Consider the following 11,770-nt stretch of genomic DNA (forward strand, 5'->3'; position numbering starts at 1 on the left):
ATATACCAGCAGTTTTAAGGAGTGACATCATGAGAAAATTATTAGCTAACGAATCGTTGAGCATAGGCGCCGGCCAAGCCATGTCGGTCACTGCGCCGGTAGCGCAGACCCTGCAAATTGTGCAAGGCCGGGTGTGGGTCACGGTTGCCGGACAGGGCGACGATTACTGGTTGTCCGCCGGGCAATTCCTGAACGTTGCCGCCGACAGCCATATCGTCATCGAAGCGGTCAAAAGTAACAGCGTGGTGCAGATTCAACAGCAATCAACCCGTCTGCCGGCTTCGAGCCCGCGCGCCGGCTTCGGCAAGCCGCTGAACGGCAGTCCTGTAGCCTGCTGAGCGCTGAACGACAATCTCCTGAAGCCTGACGGCGCGCCGGTCTGCACACGCCGGCCGCCGTTTTTCGGTACACTTGCGGAATGTCCAGCGCGCCGCAATTCATTTCTCCAGATCTTCCGCCCAGCCCCCAGATTATCCAGCGCGGCGTCGAACCCTACCAGCGCAGTTTTGACGCGATGCGCGCGTTTACCGATTCCCGTTCCAGCGATACGCCAGACCAGCTTTGGATAGTCGAGCACCCGCCGGTGTTTACACTGGGCCTGGGGGCCGATCCCGGCCATGTGCTGGCGCCCCATGCGATTCCGGTGATACAGACCGATCGCGGCGGCGAGGTGACTTATCACGGGCCGGGCCAGGTGGTGATTTATCTGCTGCTGGATTTGCGCCGGCGCGGTCCCGGCGCCCGTTTGTTCGTGCGGGAATTCGTGCAAAGCATCGAGCAAGCGGTGGTAGACACGCTGGCAGCGTATAATCTGGCCGGTGAACGCAAGGCCGGCGCACCCGGGATTTATGTTGCCGACGGCGCCTGGCAGGGTGCGAAAATCGCCGCTCTCGGCTTGAAAGTAAGGGCCAGCGGCTGCACTTACCACGGCGTCTCGCTCAACGTCGCGATGGATCTGGAGCCGTTTTCCTGGATCAATCCATGCGGCTATGAAGGCTTGGCTACCGTCGATATGAAAACATTAGGCGTTGATATAGCTCTCTCTGAGATGCAGTTAGCGCTTGCTCACAAACTGATAGACCGTTTTAACTGAGTCCCCTCTCTAGAGACTCCAGCAAGGACTTGCCTAAACCATGACCACAGAAACCACGCCGTCGCTGCCTACAGAAACCAGCGTTGCCACCGCTAGTTACAATCCGTCCGAAAAGCAAAAAGGCGCCAGCAAAACCGCGCGCATTCCAATCAAGATCATCCCGATTGAGCGCCTGCAAAAGCCGGACTGGATAAGGGTCAAGGCAGCCTCGCCATCGTCGCGGTTTTACGAAATCAAAGACATCTTGCGCGCCAATAACCTGGTCACGGTCTGCGAAGAAGCCAGCTGCCCGAATATCGGCGAATGTTTCGGCAAGGGCACGGCAACCTTCATGATCATGGGCGACAAATGCACCCGCCGCTGCCCGTTCTGCGATGTCGGCCACGGCCGTCCCGATCCGCTGGATGTCAATGAACCGGAAAACCTGGCCAAGACTATCGCTGCGCTGAAGTTGAATTACGTCGTCATCACCAGCGTCGACCGCGACGATTTGCGCGACGGCGGCGCCGGCCATTTCGCCGAATGCATACGCCACGTACGTGCGTTGTCGCCGAATACCCGCATCGAAATCCTGGTGCCGGACTTCCGCGGCCGCATGGACCGGGCGCTGGAAATCCTTAACCTGGCGCCGCCGGATGTGATGAATCACAATCTGGAAACCGCGCCGCGCTTGTACAAGGAAGCGCGGCCAGGCTCCGATTACGAATATTCGCTGAACCTGCTGAAGCGCTTCAAGGCGCTGCATCCGAACACGCCGACCAAATCCGGCATCATGGTCGGCCTCGGCGAAACCGATGAAGAAGTGCTGCAAGTCATGCGCGACATGCGCGCCCACGATGTCGACATGCTGACCATCGGCCAGTACCTGATGCCAAGCGGGAATCACCTGCCGGTAAAGCGTTACGTGCATCCTGACGTCTTCAAGATGTATGAAGAAGAAGCCTACAAGATGGGCTTCGCGCACGCGGCGGTGGGCGCAATGGTGCGCAGTTCTTACCATGCAGACCAGCAGGCGCATGATGCTGGCATGGGTGTAACGCTTCAACGTAAATAAGATTTTTGCGAAGTTGGTGAGATTTTCTAAGCAAGAATAACGATGCCGTTTATCTTCGATTCGCATCACCGGTAAAACCCTAAGAGGTCGCTTTGAAAATAATCACTCTATATAACCACAAAGGTGGTGTATCGAAAACGACTACGACATTTAATCTGGCTACGTTTCTCGCTGATGCTGGAAAAAGAGTGCTAATGGTCGACGCCGATCCACAGTGCAATCTAACTGAAATTGCACTTGCACCCACAATTGAAGCATTGGATGCTAAAGCGACAACCGCGAGAATTCCAGACTTACCTGGCTCCAGCGTTTTAGATGCCTTGAATCAACGTATCCGAGGGGACGCGGCCTTTATTGATTTGGCAAAAGTAAAAACATTTCAGGTCCAAGATAATTTGTTTTTACTGCGTGGATCGGTTGACTTAAGTACGATTGAAGATGACTTGGCGGAAGCTCATGTGCAACGCATGAGCATGCGCACAAACTTGATGCGCACATATGTTGCTATTGGTGACTTTCTTACAAGACTTGCAGAGAAAGAGCAATACGATTACGTTTTCATTGACGTTGGTCCGAGTTCTGGGGCTCTTACGCGCGCATTCTTCTTAGTTTGTGATGCGTTCTTTCTTCCCGTTGCGCCTGACAGATTTAATGTACAAGCGATTGGTACTTTGTCTAAGATTCTTGACCGGTGGATGACAGAACACGCGCTAATTTTAGAACAATACCAAGAGTTAAATCTCCCGATACGACCTGGTACTCCGGCCTTTCTTGGTGCAATTGTTCAAGCTTTTAAATTGTATGCAGGAAAGCCGAAGCCAGGATATAAATTATGGATGTCGAGATTACCGAAAGAAATGACAATCTCGCTAAAGCCGGTGATGCAGGCGCATGAAACTAAAACTGCCAGAAAGCTTTATCTGCCAACGATCACCAAACCAATTGCAAGAGAAATTCCTGATTTTAATCAACTCGCTCCGTTGATGCAGGAAGTCGGAAAAGCTGTATTTAACATTACTCGGGACGACACTAGCCGCATAACAGAGAGTGGTAGCCCTTGGATGGGAAATAATTGGAGCGGAGCAGAAACGCGGATGAACGACTATCGGCGCAGATTTCGAAAGTTGGCTCAAATGCTGGACGATTTGCCGTAAACGGGAATTCCGACATGGTCGAGCTAAAACAACACTATGTTGCCTTCCTTGATGTACTTGGTTTCAAGGAGATGGTGCATTCAGACATGCTTGGTGATAACCACCTGTTTTTATCAAAATTATTCAAGTGTCATCAAAGTGCAGCGCAAATATTCAGTGACGACCCTAACTGTTCTATAACGCAGTTTTCTGATTCGATCGTTGTATCGAAACCATATGACGCGAAATCGTTCACGTGGTTTGCAACCCGCGTCGCACAGTATCAAAGGTTGCTGCTTGATGAAGAATTGTTATGTAGGGGAGGAATAGCAGTAAACAAGCATTTTTCCAACGGTTCCTTCACCTTCAGTGCCGGCCTCATTGCAGCTTATGGTGTTGAAAGTCAGACCGCCCGTTATCCTCGTGTAGTGATTTCTCCAGAAGTTATGGATTTGGTTTTTCCTGAAAGAAAAATGCTCCCGAATTTCCTTATCGAAGAGGATGACGGTCTTTTGTTTATTGATTACATAGGTCTAACGTCAAGCATACGGCCTGGAAAGTTAGCTGTTTCAATCAATAATATTGTCGGGAAATTATTGGATAGTTCAGTCCCCTCAGTCCGAGAAAAAGGCCTATGGTTAGCCGCATATTCAGATGCCGTCTTAGGCTCGTCGCTGAGTTTGACAAAATTTAGTGGTAAAAAAATAAGGACCCGATGAAGAGGGGCTGGCACATTAAGCTCGATTTCGGCTTTGAGTTGTTGATACTCTTCGATACGAGAGATGCAAGCGGATCGATGGTGGTCTGGTATCTTTTGTTAGTCAATTGCAGCGCTATTCACCATGATTGGAAAATAGCCCAATGGAAGTAAACCTGTTCAATGTGCGCTAGCTGTCGAATGTGCGATCCGTGCATCCACGATCAGCTTGAGAGGCGGGGTATATGCAATGCCACGGCATGCAGCTTATTTACTGCGTCGCATCTGCGCTAGTGTCGCCAGTTGCGCCGTTGCCTCCGCCAGTTCGGCTTGCGCCAGCGCGTAGTCGATATTCGACGCTATGTTTTGCAAACGTTCCTCGGCTTGCTGTCTTGCCGCGGTGGCCTTGGCTTCGTCCAGATCCTTGCCGCGGATCGCGGTGTCGGCCAGGATGGTGACGGAGTACGGCTGGATTTCGGCGTAACCGCCGGCGACATAAATGAAGTCGTCTTCGCCGGTCACGCGTTTGATATGGACCGCGCCCGGCCTCAGGCGCGTCAGCAGCGGTGTGTGGCCGGGCAGGACGCCCAGCGAGCCGGCGATGCCCGGCAAAGTGACCAATCCGGCGCTCCCGGCGTACAGCTCTCCTTCCGGGCTAACGACGACGACTTGAGTTTCCGACATACGGGTTCCTGTAACAAAACAGTATCATCGGGGCGGTTTTTATCACCTTCTCATCACCCCGTCGAAGCAATGATACAAGATCGGCTTGCTGGAAATCAGGAAATTAACGGAATCCACATGCGCCTCATCCGGGCCGCAATCAGTGCAACTGGCCGCCGCCTTCGATCACGTCTTGTTGCAATGTCAGGGCGCTTTGCAGGGCGACGCGCAAACCGCCGATGACGGTTTCCAGCGCCAGGCTGGGCTGGCCGGGATGGCGCGCTGCCTGCGATGGAATGTAGGGAATATGAATGAAGCCGCCACGGACTTCAGGCGCATGCGTCGCCAGCTGATGCATCAAGCCGTAAAACACATGGTTGCAGACAAAGGTGCCGGCGGTTTGCGACACTTCGGCCGGGATGCCGGCGGCGCGCATCGCCTTGACCACGCCCTTGATCGGCAAGGTCGAAAAATACGCTGCGGGGCCGTCGCTGCATATCGGCTGATCGATCGGCTGGCAACCGGCGTTATCGGCAATCCGTGCATCGTCGACATTGATCGCCACTCGCTCCACCGATAGCTGGCTGCGGCCGCCGGCCTGGCCGACGCAAATCACCAGTACCGGCTTGAGCTCGGCGATCAATTGATCCAGCACTTGCAACGCGCTGCCGAAAACACAGGGCAATTGGCGCGCTGCCACGCGCGCGCCTTGGCATGACCAGCCGTCCAGCGCGCGTACGGCTTCCCACGATGGATTGAGCGGTTCCTGCTCGAACGGCTCAAAGCCGGTTAGCAAAATGTTTTGCTGAATCTGCTGAATCATTAATTGTCGGCCTTAGTTTGAGTTTTCCATCGCCAGCATGGCAAACGTCGCCAGCCAATGTTCGCCGGCATACTCGCCGCTGACGACATGGGGCAGGCCGGCGTCGATATGACGGCGCGCCGCCGCGCTCAGCGTGGCGGTGGCCGGGTCGTTTTCCGGCAGGCGCCGGGCAATCTTTTTCATGCACCAGGCGCGGCTCAAGTTCAAGCCGTTCAGATGGGCGATCTTGGGGTCGCCATGGTCGCTGACATCGGCCGGATTCATCAGCCTGTCGATATCGGCCAGCTTGGGCAGATACTGCGCAAACCAGTCGACGAAGACATCCGCATCGAGTACATCCGCCATCAGCAAGGCTTCGGTCAGCGCTCCTGACAGGAATTCGTCGCCGCCGGGTTCGTAGTGCGCCGGGTAATTGCTGTCGCCCATAAAGTAACGGCAGGCGGTGTTGACCACGGCGCTTTCCAGTTCGGCGTCGCCGCGATGGCGGGCGAAATCGAGTATCAGTTTCAGGGCAAACGCGCTGTTGTAATGAGTGCCGACGCGAATCGCATAGCTGAGTTTGGAGAAATAACTGAACACGCGGCTGCGTATTTCAGCCACCAGCGGCTCCATTGTTGTCAACCAGGTTCTGGCCTTGGGATGCTGCCAGGTTTCCAGCTCCTGCGCCAGCGCCATGATCCAGGCCCAGCCGTACGGGCGTTCAAAAGAAACCCGTCCCGGCGCCTGGAAATACAGCAGTTCCTGCTCCATGTTGGCAGCGCTGAAATGCTCCTCGAACAGCGCCGCGATGTCATCCTGCTGCGGCAAGCTCGGATACAGACGGGCGCAGCGCGCCAGCAGCCAGTAACCGTGCACCGCTGAATGCCAGTCGTAGCAGCCGTAAAACACCGGGTGCAGCGCGCGCGGCGATAATACGTCCTGCGCGCCATTCAAGACGTGCATGATGTGGTTCGGATATTCGTGGCGCAGCGAGCGCAAAGGCAGGCGCGCGAAAGCCGAAACCTGATCAAGAGTTAGATGCATGATTTCTCCTTAGCGGAATACCAGGAAATACATTAGCAGTATATTCGCTGCCAATAGCGTCAATGCAGTCGGAATCTGGGTTTTGATGACAAGGTATTTATCTTTCAGTTCCAGCAGCGCCGCCGGCACGATATTGTAGTTTGCGCCCATCGGCGTCATCAATGTACCGCAATAACCGGCCAGCATGCCGATGGTCACCAGCGGCGCCGGATCGGCGTGGTGGCCGACGATCAGGAACGGCAGCGCAATGCCTGCGGTCAACACCGGGAAAGCCGCGAAGGCGTTACCCATGATCATGGTGAACAAGGCCATGCCGACGCAGTAAATCACGACCAGCATGAAACGGCTGTCCGGATTGACGAACAGGCTGACTACTTCCTGCACCGATTTGCCGGTCTGGGCGGCAACGAACACGCCGCCCAGCATCGCCAGCATTTGCGGCAGAACCGCGGCCCAGCCGATGGCGTCGAGCAGCCGGCGCGATTCACGCACTGCTTGCAGCGGCGTGCCGCCGGTCATTTTCCAGCCGGCCAGAATCGCGCAGATGCAACCTACGCACAGCGCTGCCAGCGTCAGTTGTTTCTGGTCGAGCAGATAGACGCCGCCGATCGACACGCCTTTCAGCAAGACCGTGCACAGTACGGTCACTATCGGGATCAGCACGGCAGGCAGGAAGATCCAGTTGCCAAACTGGTTGGCCGACGCCTGACGTTGCTCATGGTTGCGTTGTTTGTAAGTGCCGATGGACAGCAGGCCGCAGCCGGCGATCAGTGAAATCAGCATTACCACCACGCCGATGATGCGATAGGCCAGCGGTTTGCCGAGCGAAGAAACCAGCAAATCGCTGAACAGGAATATCGCGCCGAACAGGAACCAGAACAAGGCCGTGGTCAGGCGTTTCGGATTGCCTTTGTCGCGCAAGGTCAGGCCGACCAGCAGCATGAGGATGACGCCGATCAGGTAGTAGATCTCGTTGATGGTGATCAGGGCGCTCATGCTGTTACCTCTTGTCCACCGGATTGTTTCCAGGCTGCGATGTCGCGCGCGATGCTGGCGTCCAGCCGCACCAGGCGGAACATGTGAATGATCAGCGCCGCAATCGCGGTGGGTATGGCCCACAGTCCGAGATGCAGCGGTTCGATACCGAGAATGCCGTTTTCCTTGAGGAAGGCAGCCATCAGCAGCACCGCGCCGAAGGCAATGAAAATGTCCTCGCCGAAGAACACGGCAACGTTGTCGCAAGCGGCGGAATGCGCGCGCAGCTTGTCGCGGATGTGCAGCGGCAGTTCGCCGTAGCGCGCTGTAGCCGCGCCCTCGACCATAGGCGCCAGCAGCGGCCGCACGGTTTGCGCCTGGCCGCCGATGTAGGTCAAGCCGAGGGCGCCCAAACCTTGGCGCAACACAAAATACAACATCAGGATACGTGCCGAAGTGGCGCCGGCCAGGCTCGCAATCCAGTCTTGCGCACGTTCTTTCAGCCCGTAACTTTCGAGCAAGCCGATCACCGGCAGGATCAGCACGTACACCGCCAGCGAACGGCTGTTGATGAATTTCTCGCCAAAGGTTTCCAGCAGGGTGCCGAGATCCATGCCTACCGACAGGCCGGTCGCCAGGCCCGCCACGGTCACCACCAGCAAGGGGTTGAATTTGAAGGCAAACCCAGCTACCACTATCGGTATGCCGATCAGCGGCAATAATTCTGTTACGGTCATTGCTATCTCCTAAGGTTGAGGCGGTCGTTGCTGCGCCGCCGATTCTATTGACTGCCTGGGGGGTATTGCTTAGCTTAATAGGGGAAACAGGCTATCGGCAGTTGCTATCCGGGGCGCGCGGATGGCGATGCCTTGGCGGTTCAGCTCGGCGTGGATGCGCTGCGCAAACGCCAGCGCATGCGCACCGTCGCCGTGCAGGCAAACCGTGTCTGCTTTGACTGGCGCCCAGCTGCCGTCTATCGCCTGAACCTTGCCGTCACGGATCATATGCATGGTTTGTGCCAGTGCCAGCTCCTCGTCTTCGATCAAGGCGCCGGGCGTGCCGCGCTTGACCAGGCTGCCGTCCGCCATGTAGCCGCGGTCGGCAAACACTTCTTCCACCGCCTGCAAGCCGGCGCGGTGGGCGGCGGCAATCAGCTCGCTGCCGGCCAGGCCAAACAAGGCCAGGGCCGGATCGACATCGCGGATCGCGGCAACGATGGTGTCGGCCAGCTCAGCGTCGCGCGCCGCCATGTTGTACAGCGCGCCGTGCGGTTTGACGTGCGCCAGCTGCGCACCTTGAGCGGTGGCAATCGCCGCCAGTGCACCGATCTGGTACTGCACGCCGCTATAGATTTCATTGGCCGGAAGTTGCATTTCGGTGCGGCCGAAATTATCACGGTCGGGAAAGCTCGGATGGGCGCCGATGGCTACCCCTTGCGCGACCGCCCAGGCCACGCATTGCTGCATCATCAAGGCGCTGCCTGCGTGCCAGCCGCAAGCGATGTTGGCCGAGCTGACCAGCGCCAGCAATGCTTGGTCGCTGCCGTTGCTTTGTTCGCCGAGATCGGCGTTGAGGTCAACCTGCTGGTTCCGCATATTTTTCTTGGGCATGGTCTGCTCCTCGTCTGCTTCTATTGGGCCGGACGCAACCAGTGCATCGCGGTTTTGATCTGTTGCAGATACAACGCATTCTGGCGCAATTCCTCGCGTGCCTGGGCAGCGTCGCATTCGACAAACTGTATGGTGCGATTGAAGCGCAACTGCGCCAGCTTGGCCAGGTCGGCTTCGATCACCACGCCGATCTTGGGATAGCCGCCGGTGGTTTGCGCATCCGCCATCAGGACGATAGGCTGGCCGGCGGGCGGTACCTGGATCACACCCGGCAAGACGCCGTGGGACAACAGGTCGCCGCCTTTTTTGATCTTCAGTTCCGGTCCGCTTAGGCGAAAGCCCATGCGATTGCTTTGCGGCGTCAAGGTCCAGCTGCTGTTCCAGAAAGTCTTTTGCGCGGCCACCGTGAACAAGCGATATTCAGGGCCGGGTATGACGCGGATCGCCAGCGCTTCGTCATCGTTGGCGTGGTACCAGGAAGGCGGCCGCACGCCGAATGACGCCGCGGTATGCAGCGCCGCGGCCGGGTCGTTCGGTATGCCGGCAGAGAGACCATCGCCTTCGGTCAGCGCACGGCCGTCGTGGGCGACAAAACCTGCTTGCAGATCGGTGGCGCGTGAACCTAGCTGAGTGGAAGAATCGATGCCGCCGGCGATTGCCAGGTAAGCGCGCATCCCCTGGCGTGCTGCGTTCAGTTTCAGGGTTTGTCCGGCATGCGTACGCACGCTCCACCATGGCGGAAGCGGCCTGTCGTCCAGCGTCGCGCCGAAATCGGCGCCGCCCAGGGCGATGCGGCAATCGAATGTAAACACCAGCTCGCAGGGGCCAAGCGTGAATTCGATGACGGCGGCCTCGCGCGGATTGCCTACCAGCAGATTGGCGATGGCGAGTGCGCTGCGGTCCAGCGCGCCGGACTGGCAGACGCCTAGATGGCGGAAGCCGCTGCGACCCATGTCCTGGACCGAGTTGAGGCGTCCGGCGCGGATGATCTTGATCATGCAATCACCTCGCTGGCGACGAAACGCACGCGGTCGCCCGGTTGCAGCAAGGTGGGCGGATTGGCGCCGGGATCGAACAGGCGCAGCGCGCTATGGCCGATCAGTTGCCAGCCGCCGGGCGAGGCTGCCGGATAAATCCCGGTCTGGCTGCCGCCGATGCCGACCGAGCCGGCCGGCACCACCAGCCGCGGTTCGCTGCGGCGCGGCGTGGCCAGTTGCGGGTCGAGTCCGCCCAGGTAGGGAAAGCCCGGTTGAAAACCGATGAAATAGACGATGTATTCAGCCGCCGTATGGCGCTTGACGACCTCGGCCGGCGACAAGCCGGTGTGGCGCGCGACTTCTTCCAGATCAGGGCCGTTGTCACCGCCGTAGGTCACCGGGATGTCGATTTTCCGCCCCGCTTTTTGACTGATTGAAGCGCTGTCCCATGCGCTTTGCAGCTTATCTGCCAGTTGCTGCGCATCGGCTGTCAGAGGGTCGAACAGGATAGTCAGATTGTTCATGCCAGGGACCACATCGCGCACATGCGGCCAATGCCAGGCTTTAGCAGCGATTGCCCACAAGCGCTGTTGGCATTCCAGAGTAACGCTGGCTCCTGTATTCAATATCAGGGCGCTTTCGCCAAGAGCTTGTATGACGGCTTGGGTCATTGCGGCTGGTTTCCTTCGGCAGAATAGTCGGCAAGCGTGGCATGGAGTGCAAGAACCACCGCAGGGCGGCGCATGACTCTGTCCTCAATTGCTGGCAAAACGTTGAATTGCAAAGAAAAATGGCGGGGCAGGATTGGATTGGCCGCCGTCGCAGCATGCCGATTTAGTCTACCCCCTAACAAGCTTACTCTTTGTTCGCAGAGTTTAAGCAAAGGGCAATATCGTTCATCAAAAATAAAATGTCAATAATTTGTGTGCAAATAATCGGTATTGTTGCTGAAATACCGATTTAAATTCGCTCTGGTTTTTTGTCGAACTAGTTGTATGATTGATTTTTCTTGGCGTTTAGTAGGGAATGTATGAACGTTGCCGCACCTAAAATCCTGTCTTCCGCCCACCTGGCTTCGGAAAGCAGCGTCGAATTGTCTGAGTTGGAATACGCATTGATCATTGCCGGCAATGCATTTAATCGCTGGATGTCGCGCTGCATGTCGGCGGCCGGCGTCAAGGATATGACCCCGGTCGAAGTTTCCTTGTTGCACCATGTATGCCACCGTGAACGCAAAAAAAGCCTGGCCGACATCTGCTTTGTGTTGAACATCGAAGATACCCATATTGCCAGTTATGCACTGAAGAAACTGGTAAAAGCCGGTTACATACAAAGCGAAAAAGTCGGCAAAGAGGCTTATTTTTCCGCTACCGAAAGCGGTTATGCGCTATGCCTCAAATACCGCGAAATGCGCGAAGAGTGCCTGATCGCCGTGCTGTCCGACACCGGTTTGTCGAACCAGGCCTTGGGCGACGCCGCAAAACTGCTGCGCACTGCCTCGGGCCTGTACGATACGGCTTCACGTGCTGCGACTTCAAGGTAGGTTTGCTTTCCAGGCAGTGTCCAGTCCTAAAATAGGTTGACAGGTTTTATTACAACACAAACGCTCGATGCACCGCATCGGGCGTTTTGTATTTCAGGGCCGTATGCGGCCGTTCCCGGTTGTAGATCCGAACGGATTGCGCCACCATCTTCGCGGCTTGTTGCAGGTCTGCCGGACGG

15 protein-coding genes are annotated in these 11,770 nt (G+C 56.7%); 6 read left to right on the forward strand and 9 right to left on the reverse strand.

Annotation, left to right across the window (positions count from 1 at the left end; all coding sequences use genetic code 11):
- Positions 1 to 29 precede the first annotated feature (29 nt).
- From KHU33_RS05855 to KHU33_RS05875, 5 genes are all read left to right on the forward strand, one after another.
- The gene (locus KHU33_RS05855; protein ID WP_211461575.1) at positions 30 to 338 is read left to right on the forward strand and encodes a DUF2917 domain-containing protein; all 309 of its coding nucleotides are present in this window, start codon (positions 30 to 32) and stop codon (positions 336 to 338) included.
- Positions 339 to 418: 80 nt separating this feature from the next.
- A complete protein-coding gene (gene lipB, locus KHU33_RS05860; protein WP_211461576.1) occupies positions 419 to 1,093 on the forward strand; it encodes a lipoyl(octanoyl) transferase LipB in 675 nt (224 codons plus the stop codon).
- Between the two features lie 40 nt (positions 1,094 to 1,133).
- Positions 1,134 to 2,147, forward strand: a complete 1,014-nt coding sequence (lipA, locus tag KHU33_RS05865; protein WP_211461577.1) for a lipoyl synthase — start codon at positions 1,134 to 1,136, stop codon at positions 2,145 to 2,147.
- A gap of 92 nt (positions 2,148 to 2,239) precedes the next feature.
- Complete coding sequence (locus tag KHU33_RS05870) at positions 2,240 to 3,301, forward strand: ParA family protein (RefSeq protein ID WP_211461578.1); 1,062 nt, start codon at positions 2,240 to 2,242, stop codon at positions 3,299 to 3,301.
- Positions 3,302 to 3,315: 14 nt separating this feature from the next.
- Positions 3,316 to 3,999 (forward strand): hypothetical protein, encoded by a 684-nt coding sequence (locus tag KHU33_RS05875; protein ID WP_211461579.1) that lies wholly within the window; start codon positions 3,316 to 3,318, stop codon positions 3,997 to 3,999.
- A gap of 245 nt (positions 4,000 to 4,244) precedes the next feature.
- On the opposite strand, the gene KHU33_RS05880 is transcribed toward KHU33_RS05875, so the two are convergent.
- The 8 genes from KHU33_RS05880 to pxpB form a co-directional block, all read right to left on the reverse strand.
- Positions 4,245 to 4,661, reverse strand: a complete 417-nt coding sequence (locus KHU33_RS05880) for a F0F1 ATP synthase subunit epsilon (protein WP_211461580.1) — start codon at positions 4,659 to 4,661, stop codon at positions 4,245 to 4,247.
- A 139-nt stretch (positions 4,662 to 4,800) separates the two neighbouring features.
- Positions 4,801 to 5,463: a pyroglutamyl-peptidase I gene (gene pcp, locus KHU33_RS05885; RefSeq protein WP_211461581.1), complete on the reverse strand. Its 663-nt coding sequence runs from the start codon at positions 5,461 to 5,463 to the stop codon at positions 4,801 to 4,803.
- Between the two features lie 12 nt (positions 5,464 to 5,475).
- Positions 5,476 to 6,486, reverse strand: a complete 1,011-nt coding sequence (locus tag KHU33_RS05890) for a DUF2891 domain-containing protein (RefSeq protein ID WP_211461582.1) — start codon at positions 6,484 to 6,486, stop codon at positions 5,476 to 5,478.
- 9 nt (positions 6,487 to 6,495) lie between these two features.
- Complete coding sequence (locus tag KHU33_RS05895) at positions 6,496 to 7,482, reverse strand: DUF979 domain-containing protein (protein WP_211461583.1); 987 nt, start codon at positions 7,480 to 7,482, stop codon at positions 6,496 to 6,498.
- Positions 7,479 to 8,198, reverse strand: a complete 720-nt coding sequence (locus tag KHU33_RS05900) for a DUF969 domain-containing protein (RefSeq protein WP_211461584.1) — start codon at positions 8,196 to 8,198, stop codon at positions 7,479 to 7,481. The genes KHU33_RS05895 and KHU33_RS05900 overlap by 4 nt, the downstream gene beginning before the upstream one ends.
- Before the next feature lie 69 nt (positions 8,199 to 8,267).
- Positions 8,268 to 9,071 (reverse strand): 5-oxoprolinase subunit PxpA, encoded by an 804-nt coding sequence (gene pxpA, locus KHU33_RS05905; RefSeq protein ID WP_230414075.1) that lies wholly within the window; start codon positions 9,069 to 9,071, stop codon positions 8,268 to 8,270.
- 20 nt (positions 9,072 to 9,091) lie between these two features.
- Positions 9,092 to 10,069, reverse strand: coding sequence for a 5-oxoprolinase subunit C family protein (locus KHU33_RS05910; protein WP_211461585.1), 978 nt, complete (start codon positions 10,067 to 10,069; stop codon positions 9,092 to 9,094).
- The gene (gene pxpB, locus KHU33_RS05915; RefSeq protein WP_211461586.1) at positions 10,066 to 10,719 is read right to left on the reverse strand and encodes a 5-oxoprolinase subunit PxpB; all 654 of its coding nucleotides are present in this window, start codon (positions 10,717 to 10,719) and stop codon (positions 10,066 to 10,068) included. The genes KHU33_RS05910 and pxpB overlap by 4 nt, the downstream gene beginning before the upstream one ends.
- A 359-nt stretch (positions 10,720 to 11,078) precedes the next feature.
- Between pxpB and KHU33_RS05920 the strand changes: the two genes are divergently transcribed.
- Complete coding sequence (locus KHU33_RS05920) at positions 11,079 to 11,591, forward strand: winged helix DNA-binding protein (protein ID WP_211461587.1); 513 nt, start codon at positions 11,079 to 11,081, stop codon at positions 11,589 to 11,591.
- Positions 11,592 to 11,640: 49 nt separating this feature from the next.
- Here KHU33_RS05920 and KHU33_RS05925 read toward each other — a convergent pair.
- Positions 11,641 to 11,770 (reverse strand): integrase core domain-containing protein (locus KHU33_RS05925; RefSeq protein WP_211461591.1); only part of this gene is annotated, 130 nt, incomplete at its 5' end.

This window comes from Collimonas silvisoli, assembly GCF_018305005.1.
In the GTDB taxonomy this organism is placed as follows: domain Bacteria; phylum Pseudomonadota; class Gammaproteobacteria; order Burkholderiales; family Burkholderiaceae_D; genus Collimonas; species Collimonas silvisoli.